Consider the following 25,457-nt stretch of genomic DNA (forward strand, 5'->3'; position numbering starts at 1 on the left):
CTGTTTTGAATACAACAGTCATACTCTTAACTTTATAATTTACCTATCGTTATCCCATATGAAATAAGGCATATCTCATCCGACATATAGCTATACCTTGAGATGCCCTATTCCATGCAGAATGCTACTTTTATTCTAAATTACAACTCATTTGATTCGCGCCACTTGCAATTGCAGCTTGAGCTACAGCAGCGGGAACTCGTTCTCTTAAACGAGGGTCTATTGGCTTGGGAATAATGTAGTCAGGACCAAATTCCCAATGCGTAACACCTGGGTAATTATCCTTTACTACCTGGGGAACGGGTTCATGCACCAGTTGGCGAATTGCCTCAACTGCTGCAATTTGCATCGATTGATTAATACACTTAGCACGCACATCCAACGCACCGCGAAAAATATAGGGAAAACATAACACATTATTGACCTGATTGGGATAATCACTGCGTCCAGTAGCAATGATTAAATCGTCACGTACCTGAAAAGCCAACTCGGGCCTAATTTCAGGGTCAGGATTTGATAAAGCAAAAATAACCGGTTTTGGTGCCATTAATTTCAATAAATCAGCATTTAATAAATCGGGCTTTGCAACGCCGATAAATACATCAGCATCCACGAGTGCGTCAGCCAAAGTCCTGCATTCTGTGGTGCGGGCAAAAGCAAATTTGTACGCATTCAGGTCGGCTCGCCCGGAATGAATGACGCCTTTGGTATCCAAAAGCAACATATTTTCTTTATTGGCACCTAAAGCAACAAGTAAGCGCATGGAAGCAATTCCGGCTGCACCGGCGCCAATACACACAATTTTTGCTTCGGATAATTTTTTGTTTTGTAACTCAAGGGCATTAAGCAAGCCTGCTGCAATTACAATGGCAGTACCGTGCTGATCATCATGAAATACTGGAATATTTAATTGTTCAATTAAAGCTTGCTCGATTTCAAAACATTCAGGGGCCTTAAGATCTTCCAGGTTAATCCCACCAAATGTAGGAGCAATACGTTTCGCTGTGGCGATAAAAGCTTGCGAGTCATGAGCATCAATTTCTATATCAAATACATCAATACCAGCAAAACGCTTGAATAAAACTGCTTTTCCCTCCATAACCGGTTTACTGGCAAGAGGTCCAAGATCTCCCAAACCCAATACAGCGGTACCATTAGTCATTACCGCGACTAAATTTCCTTTATTCGTGTAACGATAGGCATCTTCAGGATTTTCTGCTATTGCAATTACTGGGGCTGCAACGCCAGGCGTATAAGCCAGGGACAAATCACTCTGGGAGTCAGTTGATTTGGTAATATGAACACCAAGTTTTCCAGGAGTTGGAAACTCGTGATAATCTAATGCGCACTGCTTTAAAACTTCATTATCCAAAGTACTCACTCTCTTACATATGAAAATAAAACTTAAGTAAGGTCTAAAATCCTACTAACCCTTATTGATTCATGAACCCTTCACCATTTCGCAGGACACACAAACCTCTGACTATGAAATCTCTTGTGAATCAAGAGAAAAAGTCATGAATTGATGAGGATTGAGACAAGAATCGAACGACATGAACCTACATCACGGCAAATTAGCACTGCAGGAACAAACTGTCAACAAGTTATACTTCGAATGAAGTATATAGAAATAAGGCGCAAAATACCGCGCCTTATTTCTTTTCTTATTTTGCTTGTGTAGAACGCTGGCTGTAACGATCGCGGAACTTCTGTACACGACCTCCAGTATCTACCAGTTTTTGCTTACCAGTATAAAAAGGATGGCATTGTGAACATACTTCAATGTTCAAATCTTTACACAAAGTTGAACGAGTTTCAAATTGCTCGCCACAACTGCATGTTACCTTAACTGTTTTATACTCTGGATGAATTGATGCTTTCATAATACCACTCTCTTTAGTAATGAGTATCGCCACCTGAACCCAAGGTCAAGCACCATACTCGACACAAATGACGCAAAACAATAGCAGAAAAATCGCTGCAAAGCAATTTTTATATCAAAATGCAGAGATTGCCTCCCTTTTGTTAACCCTAGAAGATCCAAGGCAAATTCCTAACGCCATCACCTATAAAGATAGCATGAAGTGTTACATCTTTTATGCTCTATTATTACTCTTGTTTATTTAGAGCTTATTGTCTGCAAATAAACTACAATAAGATCATATAATGCTTACTTTGGTAATTGTTATGGCAGTAACCTACAAACCTTTTGATGATCTGGAGCGCGAGGTACAAACTAAACGCGGTGAAAGATATAGGAAAAATCAAATAGATTTCGATAACTCCTCGATAGTTAACAGTGCCTCCCGAGTACTTAAGAGTCTAAATATTCACAACTTCGTTACTCTGATGGTTGGTCCGGATAAAGTCGGCAATAATTTTAGTTTGGCGAACCAGTTAGAAGAAAAGAATATTGATTTTTACAAAGCAGAACCACGTTATGTATTTTTTTCATTGCCGACGAAACTTGGGGAGCATTCGGTTGCTATTGTAATCGACAGAAAAAATAAACAAGTACACATAATGGATTCTCTGGGTGAAGATTACACCGAAGCAAAAAAACAAATTTCCCAATGTGTCGAACAAGGTATTTTGGATGGTTATGAAATCACCAGTGCCTCAGGAGTCCAACAAAAAGATAAATTAAGCTGCGGCGTTCATAGTTCTGCAAATATTATTGAGGTAGTTTCCGGGGCGATAGTTCCTTTCGATGGACATCAATTACCTGATCGTTCTGAGGAAGAAGTTATTCGATTAACCGGTTTATTGAGTACAGCAAACGATGATGAAGCAGCTGAAAGACAAAAAAAGCAAAAAGAATCTGTTATTGCCTATCGGCAAAAACAAAGTTTAAGAACTGTTTTAGAACTTATTAAACCCCAATCTGCTGACATACGGGTATTTCTCACTGCATTAAAAAAGGAGATACCCCCAGGAAGTGAATTTGAACAAAGAAATTTAGCAGATTTTTTAGTTGATTTCGGAAAAAAATTCCCCGCCAATAAATTAAACCCCCTATTTAAAAAATCAGAATTTGCCAGTCTGCTTAAAAAGTATCCTCCGCTGGATCTCAAATTAAGCAAGCTATTGGAAGAAGGAATGGCCGATTTTTTCCATAAAAAAACTCCATTTGAAAAACTGAAAGATTTGTTAACTCGTATACCGTCGCCATCTTCCGGCAGTAAAGAAACTAAAGCCCACAAAATTGCCCGCAAACAAATCGAAAAGGAAATAGAAACTGCACATCAAAACAACGGCGGAGAGGAAGATCGGCAACGAATTAAAAAACTGGTGGAGATTGCCGAGGAGTGCTCAAAAAATGGCATCAACCATTTTGACTGTTTGCAAGCAATAAAAGCATTGGCCGAAAATAAAAAAGCCTATATGGAAATGGGATACGAGTCCATCAAACACAATCTCTCACAGCCCCGTTTGTTATCAATCAATGGGATACAGCTGCATATTGATCCCTATGCCCCTCTCAACCATGCTTATTCCCACGTTAGCTTAGCTAATGGTTTGAACGGAATAATTGACGCGTTCATCTCCCAATACGAAAGAGCAAAAAATGCCGATTTGCTCTATGAATGGAGCGGTAATTTTTTAGGGTATTGTCTTGATGGGCAACTGGAGTCTGCTTTCAACTTTCTGCAAGTTCGGGATCAACCCAAAATGTCACTCGATGCAGGAATGCAGGTTTTTTTGGCTGAATACGCGCAAGATTTTGCAGAAGAAAAGTTTATAAGAAAGATTAGAACTTTCAGCGATCTTGAAAGACTTCATGGAGAATATCAGCTTGCTCTTGCTAAAGTCAGCCAGGGTGAAACGTACCAAATGATTCTTTCAGACGCTAAAGAAAAATTCTCAGAAAAAGATGTCAAGATTCTGAAATGGGAAATTTCACATTTAGGGGTAGCTTTTAATCCGTCACGAATTGCAAAATTTATCCTTGAAAAACATCCTGATTATGTGTTTAGTGATGGACAAGAATTAACCGAACAGTTAATCAAGAGTTATTTGGCAACCGTTCTCGACTATGCAGAAGCCCCTGAAACTCGTGATTCATACAGTCTTTTATTAACTCAACTGGATACTCTCTCAACAAATGACGAAATGACTGCAGTAGAACCACCGCTCATTTCTTCACCTCTGTACTCTAAAGAGAAACCAATGCCCCCTAAAGATCCGGATGAGGAGAAACCGATCATTTCTAATAACTAATAAGAAGTTTCTATGTTTTTATGCAGTACTTTGAGGAATATTTCTCCACAATATGCACAATTTATAAATGATGGTCTACTCTTATAAAAACATATTATTAAAAAGGAGTTAAAATGAAAAAACTGGAATTGTATAAACTGGAAACACCTAATGATCTTGATATCAAAGCTCGGCATAAAATTGCTGAGGCTCTTAATCCACTGGTAGCCGATACTTTTGCTTTATTCGTTAAAACCAAGAATTTCCACTGGCATATGACTGGCCCCCATTATCGTGATTATCATCTGCTTTTAGATGAACACAGTGAACAAATTTTTGCAATGATTGATGTTTTGGCAGAACGGGTTCGCAAGCTTGGCGAAAGAACCATTCATTCTATCGGACAGATCAAGCAATTACAGACGCTTAGAGATGCTAATGAAACTCTTTCTGCAGATGATATGCTGAAAGCCCTTTTGGAAGATAATAAGGCATTTTTGAAAAATTTAAGAAAAGCCCATGAGGTGTGTAGCAACAAAAATGATTTTGCCACCACCAGTGTCCTTGAAGTTTATATCGATGAAACGGAACGACGAATTTGGTTCTTATTCGAAACCTTACAAAATAAGTGATGAAAACCAAATCAGCAGTAAAATAGCCTGAGTGGCGGGCGAAACCCGAAAAGCTCCGCTGCCAGGCTACAATAATTAACTCACTTTAAAATCGAGTTCAACCCAAACAGGTGCGTGATCTGAGGGTCTTTCGGCTTTGCGGGGCTCCTTATCGATAATGGATTGCTTGCATAAAGTATTGAGTGCTTCGTTTAACAAAATATGATCGATGCGTAAACCGCGGTTACGTCTGAAAGCACCTGCACGATAATCCCACCAACTGAATGCCTGCTCGTTCTGAATGAAATTCCTAAAACTGTCATGCAATCCAAGTTGTAATAATTGTGTAAATGCTTCCCGTTCTGCAGGGCTTACTAATACAGAGCCTATCCATTCAGCAGGGTCATGCACATCACGGTCTTCTGGAGCGATATTAAAATCACCTACTACCGCTACATTGGGATATATAGTCATTTGCTGTTGAATAAATGAAGTCACCCTTTGTAACCAGTTCAACTTATATTGATATTTTTCTGAAGTAAGCTCTGAACCATTGGGGACATATAAATTGATAAGGCGAATACCTGCAACAGTCACAGCCAGGATGCGCCTTTGAGGATCCTCAAAATCAGGAATAGCGGTCAAAACATCAGAAAAAGGATATCGACTGATTATTGCCACCCCGTTATAAGTTTTCTGTCCCGAAAACACTACATAATAGCCTTTCTCCACAAAAGCAGTTACGGGAAAATGTTCATCCAGCAATTTAGTTTCCTGCAATGCCAGAATATCCGTACCCGTAGAATCTAGCCATTGTATTACTTGATCCAGTCTTATTTTCAATGAATTTACATTCCAGCTTGCTAATTTAAGCACACCAATCCCCTTTATATTCGATTAATAAAGGAGCATGATCAGACAAGCGAGGTTCCTTAAAAATACGGCTGTCGACTACATGCTCTATCAGGCCGGGAGTAACAACCTGGTAATCAATTCTCCATCCCACATTTTTTTCCCATGCGCGCCCCCTGAAGGACCACCACGTATATTGCTCTTCTTCCTGATTATGCACGCGAAATGCATCGACAAAACCCAAAGTACCAAATAATTGATCCATCCAGGCACGTTCTTCGGGTAAAAATCCGGAATTTTTTTGATTGCCGCGCCAATTCTTTAAGTCAATTTTCTTATGGGCAATATTGTAATCTCCACACAGAATTAATTCCCGCCCCTCATTTTTTAATCGCGTTAAATGCTCGGCAAATTGTGCGAGAAATGCATATTTCACTGTCTGGCGTTCTTCACCGCTTGTGCCTGAAGGTAAATAAAGCGAAACAATACTGAATTTTGGGTAATCAAATTGTATGTATCGGCCTTCATTGTCACAATGATCAAAGCCCATGCCCCTAATAATACGATGTGGCTTGTGACGGGCATAAATTGCCACCCCACTGTATCCCTTTTTTTGTGCTGAATAATACTCGCAAAAATAATCGCGGGGGTAATACAGCTCTTCCGGGATTAACTGTTCAGGGTGTGCTTTCGTTTCCTGAATACAAACAAAATCAGCATCTTGTGCTGTAAGCCACTCATAAAAACCATTACGTGCCGCCGAGCGGATACCATTGGCATTAAAACTAATTACTTTCATTTTTAAATTCACTCAACTTTATTATAGCCAGAGTTCAAAGGGCTCACTCGGGCTGGAAATCAGGGTTAACTCATTCTTGTCCAACCCAGTTCAAATTAATCTCCCCTTTTTTTATTTAATTTTAGAGCAGTACGCGCTAAACGCTCACCCAAATGCTTGGCTAAATTAATTTCATCCTGACTCAGAGGTTGATTATTTGCCACACCGGATACATGCGTGACTCCATAAGGGGTCCCCCCTGTCACAGTATCATTCAAAGAGGGCTGAGAATAAGGGACGCCTACTAAAATCATGCCATGATGCAACAAAGGCAGCATCATGCTTAATAAGGTAGTTTCCTGACCGCCATGCATACTGGCAGAAGAAGAAAACACACAAGCCGGCTTATCCACCAAATCACCCGCAAGCCATAAAGCGGAAGTACTATCGAGAAAATATTTCAAAGGAGAAGCCATGTTCCCAAAACGAGTAGGGCTGCCCAAGGCAAGTCCGGAACAATAACGTAAATCATCCAAGGTTGCATAGGGTGCACCGCTATCTGGAATGGCTTTATCCACTGCTTCACACGTATTAGATACCGGGGGCACTGTTCTTAAGCGTGCCTCAATACCTCCCGCACTCTCTATCCCACGCGCAATGTATTGGGCTAATTGCGCTACAGAACCGGTGCGCGAGTAATATAAAATCAAAATATAAGGATCAGACATCAAAAACAGCTCCCTTACCTAAGTGGAAAAAGCATTAAATTCTATGGAGCAAGTGAATTGCTTCGATTATGCAGACTCTAACTCACCTGCCCTTCCCGGTTACATTCTAAATTCATAGTTTAGTTGTTCTTCTAATTTCATTTCAATAAATTTAATTCGCTGATCGAGGGATCCTCCTTTCTCTGGCTTTAACAATTTCAAATCAGCAACAACATCATCAGTGGATTCGTAATAATTTTTAATGGACATATTTGCAATAATCTGGCTTACAGCACTCACATGATGCCTATTCCAATGTCCTGTAATTACCCGACCAAAAAAAGAACCTAAAAAACATTTTTCTTTGGTATAGTCTAAAAGCAAGGCTTTAATCCTTCTCAAGTTAGAGCCCCCGCTAATTTTGTTCCAAATCCTGGGGTACGAATCTGGAAAATCCAAAGTTGATTTTGAACGATTAAAAAATGAGTTTGTTTTCACTCCTACAGATGAAAAAAGAGAATGGTATTTGGAATTTCCTGAAGATGCACCAGAAAGCTCGAAATCTTTACTTATCATTTTAGCAATAGAGCGTGAATCATATGACATTTTTATCTCCTCCCTGAGAACCACTGTTTAATCACACTTCATTTCAGATGAATCAAACCTCCAAGAATCAAATAAGCAAGAGCAAAAGTCCTAATAATTTTCCTTAATCATTGGACAATATTTATCACAACAAGCAAATAAAAGAATAACTTAATTTTTAGAATAAAAGCACTCTTTATTATTTGTTCATTAATTTTTATGGGTAAAACAGAGTTTCATAATTGATAGCCTGGGCAAAACGAATTAATCCGTGTTTCATCCAGGCTCTATTAGATTATAGAATGTAACGAGCCAAATCCTCGTCCGCGACAATCTGCCCGAGATTTTTTTCGACATAGTCTTTGTCAACATGGACCGAATCGCCTGATTTATCAGTAGCCTCAAACGAAACAACTTCCAATAAGCGCTCCATCACGGTGTAAAGTCTGCGTGCGCCAATATTTTCAGTACGCTCGTTTACTTGCCATGCCACCTCAGCGATACGTCTAATTCCTGTTTCATCAAAAGTTAAGGTCAAACCTTCAGTAGCCATCAAGGCACTGTATTGTAAAGTCAAGGAAGCTGTAGGTTCAGTGAGAATCCGCACAAAATCGTCAACAGATAGAGCAGATAGCTCCACGCGGATAGGCAATCGACCTTGCAATTCAGCAATCAAATCAGAGGGTTTGGCTACATGAAACGCTCCTGATGCTATAAACAAGATATGATCAGAACGAATCATCCCGTATTTGGTAGTAACTGTCGTTCCTTCCACCAAAGGCAATAAATCGCGTTGCACCCCTTCTCGCGAAACATCGCCGCCACCACCATTTTCGGCACGTCGCGCTACTTTATCCAACTCATCAATAAACACAATACCATTTTGCTCCACATTTTCTATGGCGCGAATTTTAATATCGTCTTCATTAATTAATTTGGCTGCTTCCTCTTCGCGTAAAATTTGTTTAGCTTTGGCAATAGTCATTTTACGTGTTTTTGTTTTATGGCTACCTACTTGCTGAAACATCGATTGAAGCTGGCTTGTCATTTCTTCCATGCCAGGGGGGGCCATAATTTCTATGCCTATTGAGTTTGCTGAAATTTCTATTTCGATTTCATTGTCGTCTAGAGTCCCCTCGCGTAATTGCTTGCGGAAAACTTGTCTGGCTGTGCTGTCCTTTTCACCCGGCGTTAAACTACCGCGTGCCGGGGGAAGTAACACATCCAAAATTCGCTCCTCAGCTGCATCCTCAGCAAGATGCTCCACCTTTTTCATGGCGAATTCACGTTCTTGTTTGACTGCGATATCAGCCAAATCACGCACAATGGTGTCCACATCACGTCCGACATATCCGACTTCCGTAAACTTTGTTGCCTCTACTTTGATAAAGGGAGCGCGTGCCAATTTAGCCAACCGCCGGGCAATTTCAGTTTTTCCTACACCAGTTGGACCAATCATAAGAATATTTTTTGGCATGATTTCATTGCGCAAGGCAGAATCTTTAATGTTCATCCGCCGCCATCGATTACGTAAAGCGATAGCTACTGCTCTTTTTGCATCATCCTGCCCAATAATATATTTGTCCAATTCCTGGACAATCTCCCGAGGAGTCATCACCTCCCGGATACTCTCATGATGAGTCATTACCTTACTATTTTTTGTTGCCATTATTTAATTCTTCTATAGTTAAATTGTTATTGGTATAAATACAGATATCCCCAGCGATGAGTAATGCTTTACGCACTATCTCCATAGCCGATAATTCAGTATTTTCCATTAATGCTCGTGCAGCTGCTTGCGCAAAAGGCCCTCCCGAACCAATAGCAATTAAGCTATTTTCAGGCTCGATTACATCACCATTACCTGTAATTATTAAGGAAGATTTGGCGTCTGCTACTGCAAGCACTGCTTCAAGTCGACGCAACATTCTGTCGGTTCGCCAATCTTTAGCAAGTTCAACTGCTGCGCGGACTAAATGGCCTTGATGCATTTCCAACTTGCTCTCGAAGCGTTCGAAAAGAGTGAATGCATCGGCTGTTCCACCAGCGAAACCAGCAATAATTTGATCTTTATAGAGGCGTCTCACCTTACGTGCATTACCCTTCATCACGGTGTTTCCAAGAGTTACCTGCCCATCACCGCCGATAACTACCTGATTTCCGCGTCTTACTGAAAGTATGGTTGTCCCATGAAATTGTTCCAAAATTAAATCCTCAAATCAAACCGGAATCATTTAAATGGGGATGATAAACAAAAAAACAAGGGGTCTGAGAATGATAATTATCCATTAATCAGAATGATAATTATCCATTAAAAGAAAAATAGATATTCATCATCCTGATTGGCTGTAGAATTAGATTAAAAAAGATATACCATGAGGCAAGTTTTTTAGTCCTAAGTGTTGCGCAATGCTTTGCCCCACATCAGCGAAGGTTTCTCTACGTCCTATAAAGCGACCTTTCAGACTTGGGCCATAGACTAAAACCGGGATATGTTCCCTTGTATGATCGGAACCCGGGAAAGTAGGATCACACCCATGGTCTGCTGCAATAACCACAAGATCGTCGGGTTTTAATATCGCTTCAAGTTCTGGAAGACGCGCATCAAATTCCTCAAGTGCGTGGGCATATCCCACTACATCACGTCGATGGCCGAAAGATGAATCAAAATCTACAAAATTGGTAAAAACCAAACTCCCTGCGGGTGCCGTTTTCATCGCAGCCAACGTTTTATCAAATAGTGCCATGTTACCATCAGCCTTGAGGGTTTGTGTGATACCCTGGTGCGCGTAAATATCAGCAATTTTTCCCAGAGCAATCACTTCCTGCCCTGCTTCCTTTAAATAATCGAGTAACGTTTTTTCCGGAGGTAAGGTGGCATAATCCTTACGATTTGCAGTTCGTTTAAACGTTCCTGGTTTGCCGATAAAGGGACGGGCTATGACACGGCCAATCTGGTATTCATCTACCAGAAGACGGGCAATTTCACAAATATCATATAAACGCTGTAACCCAAAACTTTCTTCATGTGCTGCAATTTGAAATACACTGTCAGCAGAAGTATAAACGATTGGCTTACCACTTCGCATATGCTCTTCACCTAATTCCTCAAGAATTTCAGTTCCAGATGCATGCTTCTCACCAAGTACTCCTGGTACACCAGTACGTTGAATAAAATCATCAATTAATTTTTTTGGGAAACAAAAAGGCTGTTCGGGAAAATAACCCCATTCAAAGGTTACGGGAACCCCCGCCAGCTCCCAATGACCGCTGGGAGTATCTTTGCCTAAGCTCTGCTCTACTGCATACCCATAATAGCCAACAGGCTCAGAAAAAGCGGATAACTCCACAAAGCGTAATCCACTACTGGCTAATGCAGCATGGTAAAGTCCTAACCGTGCCAGATTAGGTAATGTTAATGGACCTTGGCGTAAACCGGTTTTGTCCCCTTCTCCCCGCTCACAAGCTTGATGGATATGAACAAAGGTATTGGCACCTGCATCACCATAGCGAGCGGCATCCAAACTGGCACCTATGCCAAAAGAATCCATGAGTAATATACAAACTCGCCCTGTCATCTTAGTCCTCAGTATGTTGGCAGTGTGTTTCTTTTAAACCGAAAAGCATGAGAAAAGCAATTAATAAACCTATTGGTAAAATAATTGCAGCATATTGATATGCACTAAGCAGATAAACAGGAGTTCCGTTCACCATATGCATACCCCCATGGTTTGTTAATAAATAACTAAATAGGTTTTGATATACAATATAACCGCCCTGAGTCAATATTGAAATCACACTAACAGCAGTTGCAGTCATTGCTGGAGGGCTACTCTCAGCTACGAGAGCATAACTTATCACTTGCGCTGAAGTAAAAAATCCCAGCAAGAAAAATAAAAAAGCCATTTGGCTATAAGAAACAGGAAGATAGAGTACCGAGAGTAAAGTAAGTAAGGAGGCAATCACACCTATTTTCATAGGTACAATGCGTAACCCCATCTTGTCAGATATCCAGCCAACCAGTGGAGAACCAATGATTGCCCCCAGGAATAACATACCGTTTACCATAGATGCTTGTGCAGAATTGATATCCAGACGCTGTACCAGATATAAAGTTCCCATCATCGCACCAAATACAGCAATGGCCATATTCATTAAACTCGCATAGAAAGCTGCCCGTATATATTGCGCATTAAAATACGCTTTTTTAGCAGCTGAAATAACATTAATGGGCGGGACAACTTTTAATGGGTTCTTGGGCTTTTCCTTTATCCAGAAGAACATCACGAGCAACATGACAAAACCGAGAATTCCAACATCCTGAACAGCCTGACGCCATCCTACCATCAGAACCAATTTGGTCAACGGATATTGAGCCAACATCCCCCCAGCCATCGCCATGGTGACTATAGCCCCAGTGACCAAAGCCATCCGCCTGGGTGGAAACCAATGCGAGGCTAGGCGCACAGGTCCCAGAAAACAAAATGCACTGCCAATACCGGTAATAAATCGGCAAAATAATGCCATGTAAAAAGAATCAGAATGAGCCAGAAGAAAAGTGCTGGCGACACACAAGAACATAGCGATTAATAAAGTATTTTTTATCGAAAACCGATCAAGTACCATTCCCGCAACAAAAAGAAATAAAACATTGGAAAGATAGTAAATACTTGATAACCAGGCCATTTTATCTGCCTGAATTTGATAAGCTTGCATAATATCTGCAGCGATGGATGCAAACATATTCCCTTGAATAAACTCATAAAAGAAGAATAAGGTTGCAGCAAAACATACCATCCAGGGCAATAATGATGACTTAAGATCATTATATTCTTGAAACTCGTCCACCACTTGCATTTTTACTCCTCAGCTTACCGCTTGCAATAAGTTTCGCGGGTTATTAACACGGCGAGCAAAGCTGCAACCGTAGTTATCGGGAACATCCACATGGCGTATTGAAAATCAGCCACAGTATAATTAGCAACTGACGCCCCTGCATGATGCGTAATTAACCAACCAAATAATACTTGCCCTACACCGCCCCCTCCCATAATAATCACAGAGGCAATACCAGTTGCAGCCCCTGTATTATCTGTTGAATTGCTTTCAGCAACCAAAGGATAGGTGATAACTTGGGTACTTGTAAAAAAACCTAACGCAAAAAAGATCACACTCAAGGTTGTTTGCGATAAAGCGATATCCAGGAATAAGGGAATTACGGTGACAAGCGTTGCGATTGCACCCGCTATCATTAAAGGCTTACGACGCCCTTGGGAATCAGAAAGCCATCCGGCTAAAGGACAACCAATAACGCTTCCCATGAAAATCAGACTCACGACATTACTTGCTGCCATTTCAGGTAAATGATGCACTACTTGTAAATAACTGGCACCCCATAGAGCACACAAAACCATAATAGGCAAATTAAGAAACGACGTATAAAATCCTGCCAGCCAATTTTGAGAATTGGATAATGCCTTGATAAATCCGGAAATTACTTGCCCTTGATTGGTGTTCATCTTTGCTGGCGAATCTTCTGGCTTATCCCGGACCACCCAGTAAATCCACAACAGCAATACAGCACCAACCGCACCATCAATTAATAATGCCTTCCGCCATCCAAAAAGCTCGTAAAGATAAGCAAAAGGAGTATGAGCCATCATTCCGCCAACAAAAGCCATCGTCACCAAAGAGCCGATAACAAGTGCTTGCCTTCTCGGGGGGAACCAATGCGATACCAATACAACACAGGATAAAAAGCAAAATGCATTGCCTATTCCTGAGAGAAAATGACAAAACGAAGCTAAAATAAAGGAGTGGGTTAACGCAAAACCTACAGTACCAAGAACACAAATGAACATTGCACTTAATATGACAGTACGTGTAGAAAAGCGATCAAGGATAATTCCTGCAGGCAAAAGGAATAGAATATCCGCCCACAGATAAGCACTGGACATCCAACTTAATTGAGTTGCGTCAATATGGAAGTCGTCACGTAAGGGCTGATTGATTACATCAAAAATATTGAGCTGAAAAAATTCATATAGGAAAAACAATCCGGCAGATAAACATACAACCCAGGCCATTAAGTCACCGCGAGGCACAAAAGTGCTTGAATTCACTGTAATGGATTGCGACACAGTTACTCCTTATGACTTAAAAAATTGTGCCGGATTATATCAAAACTCTAAATGAATTGGTATCTTTATTGAACAAATTTAGAACTTGGCGTTGGAAAAGATACTCCCTGTGGTCAGCTTATTATTCATTTATTGTTACAAAAGTCTTTTACCGAAACCGGAATACGCATTAATAAAATGGGTTTATCACCGGCAAACACCCGTTGCAGCAAAATCATCCTGGAAAATAAAACCGGGGAAATCTTGCGGGTGTCATGAGGTTCAATTGCCAAATAATTTTCTCGTCCGTTATGTAACAATTCACAGAGCTTTTTATTACTAAAGGCAGATTTCGCTCTGCCGCCAGAGTAAAACTGCGCCGAAAAGTCAACTTTATAATCCCAATATATGAGAGCGCTTCCTGCAGCGGGGTTTTGTTTGACCCAAGCAGCGACCACTGATTTTTGGGTTTTGGAAACAACTTCCGGTAGTGCATTAAATGCAAAGGTAGCCAGCAGGAATATCACGCCAATAACCACAGAAAGTCCAATGATAAGCTGCTTTGCTTTTGCTATAGCATCTACCCGATTCCAGTATTCAACGAAAAACAGAGAGAAGGCAGGGATACTGGGAAAAACATAGGTATAAATGATGTTGCTGGAAAAGGTAAAAAAGAATAAAGGGACTACTGTACACAGAAAGAAATAACTCAACCATCCATCTTTATCTGCGAATACTTTACGCACGTTATGTCGATATTTGATAAACCATGCCACACCTAAAAGACACCAGGGAAAAATTCCGCTTGCAGCATAGATCCAAATCATCCCCCATGGTTGTTTATGGGCATAACCGTATTTATCTCCTGTCCATCCTGGCTTTAAAAATCGATTAAAATTCTCGCCTACTATAAAATAATTTAAAAACCCTGGCGTCCGAATTTCAGCCCAAATATACCAAGGCAGTGCGATAAGAAGCATTAAAAAAACACCTTTTATCCAAGGTAGCCTTTGCCATAAATTAAGCCATTGATTTCGTAACAACACCCAAAAAAAGATAGGTAATCCTGATAAAACGACAGCAACAGGGCCTTTTGCCAATAACCCCAATCCCAAGCCAATAAAAAAAACATAGGACCAAACCTTACTGCAATCGACTACCGCATGCCAAAATGCAACCAGAACCAAAGTAATGCAAAAAACCAAAGAGGGATCGGTCATCACCGTACCTGCATCAAGGAAGAAATACAGAGTTCCAGCAAGAACTAAAGCAGTCAGCATGGCAATGAAGGGTCCGCTGTGTTTTTTAGCTAAATCCCAAACAAGCCAGAGGGTTGCCAAAGACAAGAGTAATCCAGGTAAACGAACAGCAAACTCATTAATCCCGAACAGTTTCATTGACAATGCAGAAAGCCAGGTTGACAAAGGCGGTTTTGCCCAAAAAGGCACTCCATAGTCATGTAATGGAGTCACCCAATTACCTGTTTCCAGCATCTTACGGGCAATCTCTGCATAACGTGATTCTGAAACGTCGTTTAAGGGAATGAAACACATCGAAATTATGCGACAGACAAGCAGAAAGATTAATGCAAACCATGCATTATTAAAAAAGTGTTGTAACTGTTTATCAGTTGTACTATTCAAAACAGACCTCTTAGAAAAAACTTCCTCTCATGCACGCAATCCTATGGAAGACGAACTCAATGTTCTATTGCCCGTGCCTGGAGCATCATGGATTTATACGCTTAATAAAAAATGACAGAAATATTACCCATTATTTAAATTAATACAATTTTTTTATGATTTTTATCAAAGAACAGTTCAAGTTTTAATCCAATTAAAACTACTAACCTACTGAATTTTAATTCATTTTTCTAAAATAGGAAATTGTATAATGAAAATACATGACGAGAGGTTTACTTTAGTTTACACTGACACCGTGTAAGAAGATCTTACATTATTTTTCCATTGGACATTTGGAGACTAACATGACGTTTGGACTAAAGGAACTAAGTGATTTAAGAAAAAACTTCGACGATACCGTTGATATTATATTAAAACGTGAAGGTAAGGGAAAAATCGAGGATCTTTCTAATCCCCACCGAAAATTTGAACTTCAATTTCTCGGCTCTATCCTGCTTAAAATAGAAGAACAAGTAAAAGAAAAAGTTAGAGCAGAGGAACAAGTAAAGTCGCACCAGACGATTATCAATCTAACCAACGCTTATTATGGCGCCATGTTAACTGTAATGCAGGATATCGAAAATAATAGAAGTTTAATTGAATCCCCAGGATTACTTAATGATCGTCTAAAAGATGCAATTGGAATTGGTGATGAGGTGAAACAAGAAGACAAACCTGACCTCTACCAAATTGCTAAATTTCATACAGCACTAAATGCTTTTCTAAGTCAGATTTTCATTGGACATGATTCTCGTAATGGATTTGCAAAAGAGCATATGTTGACTGTTATCCCAACAGATGACCTAAACAAACTCATTCAAACTTCATATAAGCTGGAAAAAGATGCACAACATGCCATCGTTGCCTCTTTTACTGCAGAAGGACAAATTGCTCCTGAGCACCATAAATTCAAGGCAAATAAAAAATCTCCCGTCTCTGCAATTCATCGATTTGGAGGTTGGGACAAACTCAATGCTGATCTTGATGAATTAATTAAAGAAGAGCTTGCTGATAAGAATGTTGCGAAAATTGAAAAATTAAGGTCAAGGGAGCGTGTTGCCCAACTTCATTTCCTTAATAAAATAAGAGAATCCCTGGAAAAATCCTTGATTGATGAAGCTGAAAAAACTGCTGTTCTCGCAGGTTCAATGCATTTGGTGCGTCAACAAATCAAGAATGGATATGCCTCCTCGTATATTGGAAACGAAGATAATTCAGTTATTCTAACAGGCAAAAAGAAAAAGAAAGGATTAAACCAAATTCTTGCTATAGATGAGGTCAATCCTCAGGATGTTGAAGCATTGGTTACTTCCGCAATTCAATATATTCAGTTCATGACAGTAGAGCCAAAAAATAACGGTAAAAAAGTCATCCGTGCTGCGCATATTTTTTCAGGAATTGAGGACTTTGATTTAAAAGCAACTTTTAATTTAATGATTGATATGATTTATTCTTGCCGTATGGATGCATTAAAAATGGTTGTTGAAGAATTTAAAAAGGAAACCAAAGGGCCCGAAAAAGCTGCTAAAAGCTATTTAAGCAGTCTGACTACTGCATTGTTCTTTAGTAAAGCAAAACAAGATGAAGAAGACGATGAGGAACAATTGGAATATACTAATAAAACAGGTGTTTCCACTGGAAATGGTCCCAATTAGTTTTATTCTTACTTATGTTTTAGCTTAACTCTCAAATAAGGTGATCGAATTATCTGCTTTTCATCACCTTATCTTCTAAAAATTTTTGTGGCAAAAGCACTTAAGATAAGCCATTTAGATTAATTTTTTGTTACAATGTCATTTTTCTTTATTTTGTTTGTACCCGCTCTAAATGAAAATTAAAAATATTATTAAAAAAATACCTTCCATGCTGATGCTGTTAATGGCATGTTCCAATCTCAGTTTTTCCTTGAATCCCAATGAGATTGCTATTAATGCAAACAACAGTACTCTTGATTCTGAAAACAAACTCCAGGCCCCTGAACCACCGGAATTACCCCCCAAACAAACACCAGTGGCACTCAAAAAGACTGTATCCATAACTATCGATGATCTTCCTTTTGTGGGTGAGTATCGAAATTTTCATCTCAACATGATGATTAATACCATGACCAAGGAACAGGTACCTGCAACCGGGTTCATTATTGCCAGGGAAGTCCGCAAAGATAACTGGGAAATACTGCGTAAATTTCGTGATGCCGGTTTTGGATTAGGGAATCATACCCTCTCACATGCAAATTTAAATAAAATGAATACTGAGGAGTATATACAGGAAATTAAAGGAGCAGACCGTATTTTGCATCCGGTCCTGACTGAGCCCAAGTATTTTCGCTATCCTTATTTGGCAATGAGCTCTGGACAAAAAAAAGAAGACATACTGTGTTATCTTGCCAAAAAAAATTACCATGTTGCCCCCATTACCGTAGACTCTAAAGACTTCGTCTTTAATCAACGATTGTTATCTGTTCCCGAGCTGAATAGACGCGCTTATCTTGAGGAACTGAAACCCTTTTATCTTGATTTTATTTGGCAACAAACTTTGCGGGCCGAAGAACACAACCAGTTTCATCGCAACCCTCAACAAGCGCAAATTCTATTGATTCATGCGAATTTGCTTAACGCTTATGTCTTGCCGGATATCATTAATTTATATAAAGAAAAAGGTTATGAATTTATCAATTTGGAAGAGGCATTAAAAACATTTAAATACCCAATCCAGTGCAGCAGACATGCAATTTTAGCCCACAACAAGAAAATGCCCCTGCAACAAAAGACAAAAAATGACGTGGAGACATTCGTTGAATGGGATTAGAAAACCAAACTCTAATAATCTCTCCAAGTAAGATTTCATTTTATAGTTTCAAGAAGTGATTGCAGTACATCAAGGTGCTGCCCCCATTTACCCAGCAGGAATTGAATTTCCTCTACCAGATAAATGGACGGACGCCTGCAATGCCCTGCTCCCTTATACCCGCTTTCGTCAGTGAAAAGGGGTAATTCTTTGGTAAAAGACATAGCTATCACCTAAACTTAATATAAAGGGACTTGTTCTATTTACAAGGGACTTGAATTCATGTTAGTTAAATATGCAGCTTTTACTTTAATTGAGCTTTTAATCACCTTGCTGGTGCTCTGTGTGGCTTTGGTTGTCGCACTTCCAGCCTTAAGTAATATGCTCATGAACAGTCGCCTTACTGCATATACGGATATGTTAGTGAATGCATTAAATTATGCACGCAACAATGCTTTAAATGAATCAATGGATGTCATGGTGTGTCCATTTGGAGCCGTCCAATCCACCACGTGTGGTGGTAATTGGGGGGCAGGATGGATAGTGGTCACTAAGCCTTCATCAGGTACCAGCACCTTATTGCAAAGCCAACAATTATCAGTCTCGGACCCTGTCCTTTCAGGGAATGTTGGGAGTGTAACCTTTGATTCCCACGGATTAACCGCAACACCAAGTAATTTTAAATTTTGCGACAGCCGAGGCGGGACATTTGCGCGCTCCATAGAAGTGATGTCCACAGGATTTGTGCAATCGGGTGATACACCGGGACAAGCTGTTTGGGACAACAGTGCACTTGCATGTCCTTAATGGAGATTATTTATGAATGGTAATGCGAAATTCATTATCCACCAAACAGGAATGTCCTTAATTGAAGTCCTCATTGCTTTAGTGGTCATGGCTGTTGGTATGTTAGGGATAGCAGGGATGTTAATTTTGTCCAACAAAGCCAATAATTCAAGTTATGCCAAACAACAAGCGGTGCAGTGTATTTATGATATATTTGATAAAATTCGTGCAAACAGCCAGGCTGCGATTAATGGTAATTACAATATTAGCAATATCAACAGCAGCGGCTCACCTGTTCTCCCTGCGGCCCCGGGAGTTTTATGCAACCAATCCCCCTGTTCAAGCCCCCAATTGGCTGCATATGACACATGGTATTGGTTAACCTATGATGTGAGCAGATTACCCAATGGGAGCGGTTCAATTACTTCGTCACCTGCGCCAGGGACAGGAGGCAATACAATCATTACAGTAACGGTACAATGGGACGATAGTCTTGCCCAAAATGAGGTTGGTGCAAGCAGTACTGCTTCGCCTGTTAATCCGAACTACGTTCAACTGAGCATACAAAGTCAATTATGAATAAATATACCGCGCATCAAAAAGGTTTTTCCCTAGTCGAGTTAATGGTCGCCACAGCTATTGGTCTCCTGCTTAGTTATGCAGTAATGGAAATTTATATCACCCAAACACAAATTTATAGAACAAGTAATACCCAGGCTCTTATTCAAAATACTGAAAATGCTATCGCCAACCTCGTAACACCAGTAATTCGCGCATCCGGATTCGCAGGTTGTGGGACAATCAATACGGCCATGTCCAATTTAAATGGCGGGGGCTCAAGCCCTCTAGGAACTTTAGGGGTTACTCCTGCCTTGCTCGCTGGTTACAACCGAAATGGCACCACAATTTCAATTACCCAAACCAATTCTCCTAATGACAGCAATCCTGGGAATTGGACACCTTCTCTAGACTCTTCTTTGGCAGGAAATGTAGAGAGTACCAGTGATGTATTGGTAGTTCTGGGGGCGGCTCCCGGGAGTTTTCCTGTTTCAATAACCACCATTGACTCAGCCAGTAATTCCTTTACGGTGCAAAGTACCAATGGCTTGAGTCTTAATCTGGGACAATTTGCCGCTGTGTCCGATTGCATTAAAACTTCCGTATTCGTGATTACAGGGGCAACAGCAACAACCATTTCCCATGAAGCCGGATCAGGCCCATACGATAATTCTACCTCTGCGTTCATTGTCAATTACCAACCCGGAGCTCAATTCATTCCCTTGCAGCAAACTGCTTTCTTTGTAGGACAAGGACAAGGAGGGCAAAGTGCGTTGATGCGCGGTATTCTGACTGAGACAGGTTGGACCATTCAACCGCTTGTTCCTGGGGTGGAAGTCATGAAAGTCCAGTACGGTATTGGAGGCAATGGGAGCATTTCCCAGTATGTTACGGCCGATGCTGTCACCAATTGGGCTCAGGTATATGCAATTCGTCTAGGTTTCCTGGTTGAAGGCCAAGTTGCTTCCGGGAATCAGAATAGCACTCAATATAGAGTCTTGGATACTTTAGTTACTGTGCCCAATGATAATCGGCTTCGCCATGTGTATGAAGTCAATATTGCTTTAAGGAATGCGAGCTCATGAAACTTTTTTTGCACAAGACAAAATGTGTTCCCGTATCTGGAAACAAGCAAAGTTCTAGGGATACATACATCCCCTTATCCAAACATGAGCGGAAGAATGTAGTAATGAATAACCACGGGTATATTTTGTTAATCACCATGATCTTCCTTATTATGCTTACGGTATTAGCGATTACCGGGGTATCCCTTAATACAACCCAAACACACATTGCTGCCAATGCCACCGATAGCGAAATCACTTTGGAAAAAACTGAAGGAGCATTAAACGAGGCTGTTAATAATCTAATGAACGGGACTTACAGCGCAAACAGTTTTTTAAAAAACAGTAATGGTTTATATCTATTGGATCCTAATAATCCGCCCCTATGGACGACGGTGAATTGGTCCAGCTCTTCCTCAGTAATTTCCAGTTTCCAAGGATACTCCAATTCCCAGGCAGGCTATATAATAGAACAATTACCCTCGATTATTCAGCCCGGACAAAATATCAAGTCTCCTACTTATGTCTATCGAATTACCGCCCGCTCTTTAGGTGCTAGCGGGAATACTTCGGTAATGTTACAAAGTACAGTCCAAATACAACAATAGGTATTTGAATGATAAAGGGTACATGAGGCCCATAAGATAAAGAGAGTATATTGAATCGGGATGGTACTTAACGGAAAGCAGGATGAGAGCTGCAATAAGGATGCGACAATGATGCACACTCGAAGTAAAGGCTTTACCTTAATCGAATTGATGATAGCCGTTCTTATTATGGGGATACTTGCTACCCTTGCTTATCCCTTTTATGTAAACTTTTTGCTGAAAGCAAGACGTTCTGATGCGTTAGCTACCCTGGCACAAGATCAGATTATCCTGGAACGATGTTATTCACAAAATTTTTCCTATAGTGCGGCGTGTGGCTCATTGCCTTCATTTCCGCAAACCTCCGCACAAGGGTTCTATTCAATAACCTTGACTAATTTGGGGTCTACCACATATACGCTGACCGCAACCCCCATAGGCAGCCAAACCGAAGATACAACCTGCGCCAGTATGACAGTTGACCAAGCAAATACAAAAACTGCTGTAGATACCTCGGGAACTGCGCAGACCATTTGCTGGGGTTCCTCTTAGGCGCTGCTCTCATTCAATCAGTTTAGTGGTTGTAGCATATTAGGCGCATTACTACTCATGGCAACTGTTTTGGGATAAAAATTTTGCTTTACAAAAAAATTTCCATTCCCTACTATCAAATGCAATGGATAGTCCAACTTAAAATGAAATGGAAATTTTTTGCTTTTTTTTAGGCATTCTTTACCTATATACATCCAGTTATTCTTTACTCCTAATTAGCGTCCTCTTTTATTACCTTAGTCCGAAATACCCGTTAATTTTATTTTTTATTTCAGGAATCTTCTTTGCATGGCTGCATCAATCTTTTGTTACCCCCCAAGGAATGGCAAATACTTCGGTAATACCTAAGGTTACGGTTGAGGGCGTCATTGCCTCAATTCCCACCCGGGATTTTACCAAGACCCAGTTTTTATTTTCCCTTGCCCAAGTCAATCATCTTCCTGCACATGGCTTAATCCAATTATCCTGGTATAACAATGCCCCCCAATTACGCGCAGGACAACGCTGGATATTTCAAGTCAAATTGAAAAAACCGCGAAATTTTCTAAATCCAGGAAGTATGGATTATGTGAGTTCACTTGCTGCACGCCATATTTTCTGGACAGGTTATATTCTTCCTAAAAGCCATAAACAGCTTGCCCAAACTTCCTCTTCCTTTAATTGGCTCCAATTACGTGAACATTTGAGCAATAGACTCACCCAATTGGCACCGAATCAATCAACAGCGGGTGTTGTAGAAGCCCTAACCTTGAATTTAACCCATCATATCAGTCAGGAAAATTGGGAATTGTTCCGACGTACAGGAACAACTCATTTATTTGGAATTTCTGGAGAGCATATAGCACTGATATCAGGAATAATTTATTGGGCGGTCCGCAAGTTGTGGTGTCAGAGTGCCTTCTGCTGTTTGTTTATTCCAGCACCGTATGTAGCCAGTATTACTGGCTTGTTAAGCGCCGTATTTTATGCTTTTTTAGCTGGATTCGCCCCGCCGGTGCAAAGAGCGTTAATCGGCTGTTTCTTTTATACGATTTACCGGTTAGGAAAACAACGCTTATCTGCCTGGCAAATCTGGCGTTATGCCTTATTTGGAGTTTTATGTATTGAACCCCATGCCGTGTTCATGCAAGGATTTTATTTTTCCTTCCTGGCAGTTGCCTGTTTGCTTTTAACGCAACAACGGTGGAGATTAAAAGGATTTAAGGGAAATTTAGCCTTACAGTTGAGTTGTTTAATTGGGCTCATGCCTTTAACCCTTTTCTGGTATTCTTACGGTTCAATAAACGGGTTTATTGCGAATCTATTTGCCATACCCTTGGTAGGCCTGCTCATTGTACCCCTTTCCTTAATCACCATGATTTTTTCATCCACCAGCATTGCTGTAATGCTCATGAAACCCTTGTCCTTGCTGATTAGCTTATTGTTACAGGGCTTAAATTTGATTGAGCATGTTGCAATCATAAACATTAACAAATCACTACATAGCATTGAATTGGCTGCCATTCTGATGGGCGCTTTAGTGATGGGAGTATTATTGCCAATAAAACCTTTCAGGTGGATTATGCTGCTGTGGCTTATTCTTCCCTTTTTTCCTCCCAGCGCGAAAAGCCCCTCCGGAGAAGCAATAATAGACATTTTGGATGTCGGTCAAGGGCTGTCCGTAGCAATAAGAACCCATTCCCATGTTCTCATCTATGATACAGGAGATCGATTTTTCCAAGGAAATGATCTGGGAAAAATGGTAATTTTGCCTTATCTGCAGGCCTTGGGTATAAAAAAAATTGATACTGTGGTCATTAGCCATCCAGATAAAGACCACCGAGGCGGGCTCAATTCCTTGGAGAAAGGCATACCCGTGGAACAGCTTCTCGTAAATGAGCCCCATTACTATACTCATGGAATGCGATGTCATGATTATCCAAAATGGGACTGGGACGGCGTTCGTTTTCGTTTCCTGCCCATAAAAACTCATTTCAAAAATAAAAACAACAACTCATGTATTTTGCAAATAAGTACTGCAGCCGGAAAAGTACTCTTAACAGGGGATATAGAAAAAATAGCTGAGGACTATCTAATAAGAACTTACGGAAATGAAATTGCCTCTGAGGTCTTGATTGTTCCGCACCACGGCAGTAAAACGTCCTCTTCTTATCGTTTCTTGCTGGAAGTCCGTCCACGTTATGCGATAGCTTCATTGGGCTTTGACAATCGCTTCCATTTCCCGCATGCCAAAACTTTGTTCAGCATGAAATCCTTAGACATTCCCTTCTACAGAACTGACCATTGTGGTATGGTTCAAATTACTTTGCCTGTTAAAGGGGAAATAAAAAAACCATCTTGTTATAGTGGAATCAAGAACACCTAACCTATTCCAAAAAATAGCCTGGTCCATTAAAAATTCAATGCCTGAATTTCGGTCGCACTTTTTTTAAAAAAAGCTATAGTAACTAATGGAACAATTCATTGAGTGATTCATGTTAACCGATCCAGTAAAGAAAGAATATTATCAAGCCTTACTTGCAAAAAACTCCAGGTATGAAGGAATATTTTATGTAGGAGTTAGATCGACGGGAATATTTTGTCGACCCACTTGTCCTGCAAAAAAACCTAAATTTGAAAATTGTGAGTTCTTTAGAACCGCTCAAGACGCACTTCTTGCATCGTACAGACCGTGTTCACGCTGCCAGCCATTATCCTATCCGAATCAGGCTTCGCATATCATTCAAAAATTAGTTGCGGCTGTAGAAGCGAATCCTGAAAAGAGATGGAAGGACCGGGATTTTGCAGAATTAGGAATTGATACATCCACTGTACGGAGACAATTTAAAAAGCGCTTTGGAATGACCTTCGTTGCTTATGCACGTGCAAGGAGAATGGGTATGGCCATGAAACAAATTCGCGAGGGTAAAGTAGTGATTGAAGCACAAGTTAATGTTGGATATGAATCGGGTAGTGGTTTTCGTGATGCTTTTTCTAAAATAATGGGGGCGGCCCCTTCACAATTAGACAAACATCACCTTGTTTTGAAAGCTGCCTGGTTCGATTCCCCTTTAGGTCCAATTCTCGCAGTAGCGGATGAGGAGGGGTTATATCTTTTGGAGTTTGTTGACAGAAGGGGCCTGGAGCGAGAAATCGAACGGCTGAGAAATAAAATGAATGCTGCCATTATTCCCGGAGACACCCCTGCCCTCCGTTCTATTGAAGAGGAGCTCAAGGCTTATTTTTCTGGGGATCTAAAAAAATTCAACACCCCAATACATATATTGGGCAGCCCATTTCAAAAAATGGCCTGGCAGGCGTTAACTCTTATTCCCTATGGCGAAACAAGAAGTTATGCGCAACAAGCACAATCTCTTGGCAAACCCACGGCATATAGAGCAGTAGCCAATGCCAATGGTGCCAATTCGCTTTCAATTATTATCCCTTGTCATCGAATCATTAATTCTAGTGGCAATCTGGGAGGCTATGGCGGGGGGATAGCACGTAAACAATGGCTTTTAGAACATGAACGGAAAAATAAATAATAACAATGGCAACAAGCAGTCCGGATTAGCATGCAGCAATCCGCGAGTTTGCAGTTAAAAATGAT

Annotated in this window: 24 protein-coding genes; 11 read left to right on the forward strand and 13 right to left on the reverse strand. The window is 40.5% G+C overall.

What is annotated here, in order from left to right; translation table 11 throughout:
* Positions 1-130 precede the first annotated feature (130 nt).
* Complete coding sequence (locus KYQ_RS11900) at positions 131-1,372, reverse strand: malic enzyme-like NAD(P)-binding protein (protein WP_010654489.1); 1,242 nt, start codon at positions 1,370-1,372, stop codon at positions 131-133.
* Between the two features lie 292 nt (positions 1,373-1,664).
* Positions 1,665-1,883 carry a 50S ribosomal protein L31 gene (rpmE, locus tag KYQ_RS11905; protein WP_010654490.1) on the reverse strand — a complete coding sequence of 73 codons (219 nt, stop codon included), beginning with the start codon at positions 1,881-1,883 and terminating at the stop codon, positions 1,665-1,667.
* Between the two features lie 283 nt (positions 1,884-2,166).
* Between rpmE and KYQ_RS11915 the strand changes: the two genes are divergently transcribed.
* Entirely contained in the window at positions 2,167-4,221 is a 2,055-nt protein-coding gene (locus tag KYQ_RS11915; protein ID WP_019350128.1) for a hypothetical protein, read from the forward strand.
* Between the two features lie 113 nt (positions 4,222-4,334).
* Complete coding sequence (locus KYQ_RS11920) at positions 4,335-4,832, forward strand: Dps family protein (protein WP_010654492.1); 498 nt, start codon at positions 4,335-4,337, stop codon at positions 4,830-4,832.
* A 75-nt stretch (positions 4,833-4,907) separates the two neighbouring features.
* Here KYQ_RS11920 and xth read toward each other — a convergent pair whose 3' ends face one another.
* From xth to KYQ_RS11970, 10 genes are all read right to left on the reverse strand, one after another.
* Positions 4,908-5,687: an exodeoxyribonuclease III gene (gene xth, locus KYQ_RS11925; RefSeq protein WP_010654493.1), complete on the reverse strand. Its 780-nt coding sequence runs from the start codon at positions 5,685-5,687 to the stop codon at positions 4,908-4,910.
* Entirely contained in the window at positions 5,680-6,462 is a 783-nt protein-coding gene (locus KYQ_RS11930) for an exodeoxyribonuclease III (RefSeq protein ID WP_010654494.1), read from the reverse strand. Before KYQ_RS11930 ends, xth begins: the two co-directional genes overlap by 8 nt.
* A gap of 95 nt (positions 6,463-6,557) precedes the next feature.
* Positions 6,558-7,169 (reverse strand): NAD(P)H:quinone oxidoreductase, encoded by a 612-nt coding sequence (wrbA, locus tag KYQ_RS11935; protein WP_010654495.1) that lies wholly within the window; start codon positions 7,167-7,169, stop codon positions 6,558-6,560.
* A 99-nt stretch (positions 7,170-7,268) separates the two neighbouring features.
* Positions 7,269-7,754 (reverse strand): DUF5617 domain-containing protein, encoded by a 486-nt coding sequence (locus KYQ_RS11940; protein ID WP_010654496.1) that lies wholly within the window; start codon positions 7,752-7,754, stop codon positions 7,269-7,271.
* 274 nt (positions 7,755-8,028) lie between these two features.
* Positions 8,029-9,402 (reverse strand): ATP-dependent protease ATPase subunit HslU, encoded by a 1,374-nt coding sequence (hslU, locus tag KYQ_RS11945; protein ID WP_019350129.1) that lies wholly within the window; start codon positions 9,400-9,402, stop codon positions 8,029-8,031.
* The gene (gene hslV, locus KYQ_RS11950) at positions 9,386-9,937 is read right to left on the reverse strand and encodes an ATP-dependent protease subunit HslV (protein WP_010654498.1); all 552 of its coding nucleotides are present in this window, start codon (positions 9,935-9,937) and stop codon (positions 9,386-9,388) included. The genes hslU and hslV overlap by 17 nt, the downstream gene beginning before the upstream one ends.
* A 150-nt stretch (positions 9,938-10,087) precedes the next feature.
* Complete coding sequence (locus tag KYQ_RS11955) at positions 10,088-11,311, reverse strand: phosphopentomutase (RefSeq protein ID WP_010654499.1); 1,224 nt, start codon at positions 11,309-11,311, stop codon at positions 10,088-10,090.
* Between the two features lies 1 nt (position 11,312).
* A complete protein-coding gene (locus KYQ_RS11960) occupies positions 11,313-12,590 on the reverse strand; it encodes an MFS transporter (protein WP_010654500.1) in 1,278 nt (425 codons plus the stop codon).
* 14 nt (positions 12,591-12,604) lie between these two features.
* Positions 12,605-13,873, reverse strand: a complete 1,269-nt coding sequence (locus KYQ_RS11965; RefSeq protein WP_010654501.1) for an MFS transporter — start codon at positions 13,871-13,873, stop codon at positions 12,605-12,607.
* 125 nt (positions 13,874-13,998) lie between these two features.
* A complete protein-coding gene (locus KYQ_RS11970; RefSeq protein WP_010654502.1) occupies positions 13,999-15,495 on the reverse strand; it encodes an ArnT family glycosyltransferase in 1,497 nt (498 codons plus the stop codon).
* Between the two features lie 344 nt (positions 15,496-15,839).
* On the opposite strand from KYQ_RS11970, the gene KYQ_RS11975 reads away from it, so the two are divergent.
* Together KYQ_RS11975 and KYQ_RS11980 are read left to right on the forward strand one after the other, a co-directional pair.
* Positions 15,840-17,189 (forward strand): hypothetical protein, encoded by a 1,350-nt coding sequence (locus KYQ_RS11975; protein ID WP_010654503.1) that lies wholly within the window; start codon positions 15,840-15,842, stop codon positions 17,187-17,189.
* A gap of 172 nt (positions 17,190-17,361) precedes the next feature.
* Positions 17,362-18,342: a polysaccharide deacetylase family protein gene (locus KYQ_RS11980; protein WP_010654504.1), complete on the forward strand. Its 981-nt coding sequence runs from the start codon at positions 17,362-17,364 to the stop codon at positions 18,340-18,342.
* 35 nt (positions 18,343-18,377) lie between these two features.
* Here KYQ_RS11980 and KYQ_RS19160 read toward each other — a convergent pair whose 3' ends face one another.
* Positions 18,378-18,545 (reverse strand): hypothetical protein, encoded by a 168-nt coding sequence (locus KYQ_RS19160; RefSeq protein WP_019350132.1) that lies wholly within the window; start codon positions 18,543-18,545, stop codon positions 18,378-18,380.
* A gap of 58 nt (positions 18,546-18,603) precedes the next feature.
* Between KYQ_RS19160 and KYQ_RS11990 the strand changes: the two genes are divergently transcribed.
* The 7 genes from KYQ_RS11990 to KYQ_RS12020 all read left to right on the forward strand — a co-directional run bounded on the left by KYQ_RS11990 (position 18,604) and on the right by KYQ_RS12020 (position 25,392).
* A complete protein-coding gene (locus tag KYQ_RS11990; protein ID WP_010654505.1) occupies positions 18,604-19,128 on the forward strand; it encodes a GspH/FimT family protein in 525 nt (174 codons plus the stop codon).
* A gap of 12 nt (positions 19,129-19,140) precedes the next feature.
* Positions 19,141-19,686 carry a type IV pilus modification protein PilV gene (gene pilV / locus KYQ_RS11995; protein WP_010654506.1) on the forward strand — a complete coding sequence of 182 codons (546 nt, stop codon included), beginning with the start codon at positions 19,141-19,143 and terminating at the stop codon, positions 19,684-19,686.
* The gene (locus KYQ_RS12000) at positions 19,683-20,750 is read left to right on the forward strand and encodes a PilW family protein (RefSeq protein WP_010654507.1); all 1,068 of its coding nucleotides are present in this window, start codon (positions 19,683-19,685) and stop codon (positions 20,748-20,750) included. The genes pilV and KYQ_RS12000 overlap by 4 nt, the downstream gene beginning before the upstream one ends.
* Positions 20,747-21,337: a pilus assembly PilX family protein gene (locus tag KYQ_RS12005; RefSeq protein ID WP_010654508.1), complete on the forward strand. Its 591-nt coding sequence runs from the start codon at positions 20,747-20,749 to the stop codon at positions 21,335-21,337. The genes KYQ_RS12000 and KYQ_RS12005 overlap by 4 nt, the downstream gene beginning before the upstream one ends.
* A 108-nt stretch (positions 21,338-21,445) precedes the next feature.
* A complete protein-coding gene (locus KYQ_RS12010) occupies positions 21,446-21,868 on the forward strand; it encodes a type IV pilin protein (RefSeq protein WP_010654509.1) in 423 nt (140 codons plus the stop codon).
* Between the two features lie 148 nt (positions 21,869-22,016).
* Positions 22,017-24,233 carry a DNA internalization-related competence protein ComEC/Rec2 gene (locus tag KYQ_RS12015; RefSeq protein WP_010654510.1) on the forward strand — a complete coding sequence of 739 codons (2,217 nt, stop codon included), beginning with the start codon at positions 22,017-22,019 and terminating at the stop codon, positions 24,231-24,233.
* A 109-nt stretch (positions 24,234-24,342) separates the two neighbouring features.
* On the forward strand, positions 24,343-25,392 hold the full coding sequence (locus KYQ_RS12020) for a bifunctional transcriptional activator/DNA repair enzyme AdaA (RefSeq protein WP_010654511.1): 1,050 nt from the start codon (positions 24,343-24,345) through the stop codon (positions 25,390-25,392).
* Positions 25,393-25,457: the final 65 nt, after the last annotated feature.

The organism is Fluoribacter dumoffii NY 23, assembly GCF_000236165.1.
GTDB lineage: Bacteria > Pseudomonadota > Gammaproteobacteria > Legionellales > Legionellaceae > Legionella > Legionella dumoffii.